This is a genomic window from Vibrio sp. Vb0888 (assembly GCF_033338835.1).
Lineage (GTDB): Bacteria > Pseudomonadota > Gammaproteobacteria > Enterobacterales > Vibrionaceae > Vibrio > Vibrio alginolyticus.
On record NZ_JAWOTL010000326.1, the window covers coordinates 1 to 1,054 of the forward strand.

At 47.2% G+C, this 1,054-nt stretch carries 1 protein-coding gene; it reads right to left on the minus strand.

Annotated elements, in window-relative coordinates; all coding sequences use genetic code 11:
• Positions 1-54 precede the first annotated feature (54 nt).
• A complete protein-coding gene (locus tag R7P72_RS26000) occupies positions 55-975 on the minus strand; it encodes an IS5 family transposase (protein ID WP_318111134.1) in 921 nt (306 codons plus the stop codon).
• Between the last annotated feature and the right edge of the window lie 79 nt (positions 976-1,054).

The window sequence follows — 1,054 nt, forward strand, 5'->3', positions numbered from 1 at the left end:
GGCTTTGTTGCTTAATTCGATGAGAAGACATGGTAGCCCCATGTTGTTCAGTTCTTAAACAACATACTGAGTTTCAGGCATACCTACCCCTGTAAGCTTGTTCAGCGCTTTGATCATAGCGTAAGTCTCACCAACTTGAGCGTTGTAGTCCCTCAGGCTTAATTTCCCACCTAACAACTGTTTTACCCGATACATTGCTGTCTCTGAGAGCGAGCGCTTATGATAACCATACCGCTTTTTCCATTTCTTGTTAGAGCCGTAGAGCTTCTGGCAACCCACTGCTAAGTTGCGAGGATGTCCTCGTTCCCAGAAGGCTGCCCCTTCTCGTGGCGGAATGAGTGGAACAGCTCGCTTGAGCCGTATGGCATCATGGCAATTCCTTGTGTTATAAGCACCATCGCCTGATATCTCAATGATTTTACGGCGTGTCTGCTTAAGCAAGTTGGGAAGTACTTCGGCATCGGTTACGTTAGATAAGCTCAGCTCTGCTGCGACTATTTCGTGGGTGCTAGTATCTACTGCGATATGCAGCTTACGCCAAACCCTACGCTTCCCGTCAGTACCATGCTTCTTGACCTTCCATTCGCCTTCGCCATAAACCTTGAGGCCAGTGGCATCAATGGCTAGGTGTTGTATCGCACCTCTGGTTTTAGTTTTAAATGAAACCTCAACTTCCTTAGCTCGACGGCTTATACAGGTGTAGTGGGGACAAACTAGCGGGATGTTAGCCAGCTTAAATACCGAGTCTAGAAATCCTTGCAGTGCTCTCAACGGCATAGAGAATATGCGTTTCACCATCAGTGCAGTAGTAATGGCTAAGTCGCTGAATTGGCGAGGTCTGCCGCGCTTGCCTTGTTTGTTTTGCTTCCACTCGGCTATCGCTTCCTCATCAATCCAAAAGGTCAGAGAGCCACGGTTTATTAAGGCTTTGTTGTACTGCGTCCAGTTAGTTGTTTTGTAACGAGGTTTAGGCATGAGGCTACGACGATTAATGGGTGTAGCCGATCAGATCGTAGCTTCTTGATTTAGTTCCATCGATTTAAGCAACAAAGCC

Bases quoted from the DNA above. Each gene is read 5' to 3' on its own strand.
- R7P72_RS26000 (WP_318111134.1), bottom strand. From the start codon at position 975: ATGCCTAAACCTCGTTACAAAACAACTAACTGGACGCAGTACAACAAA.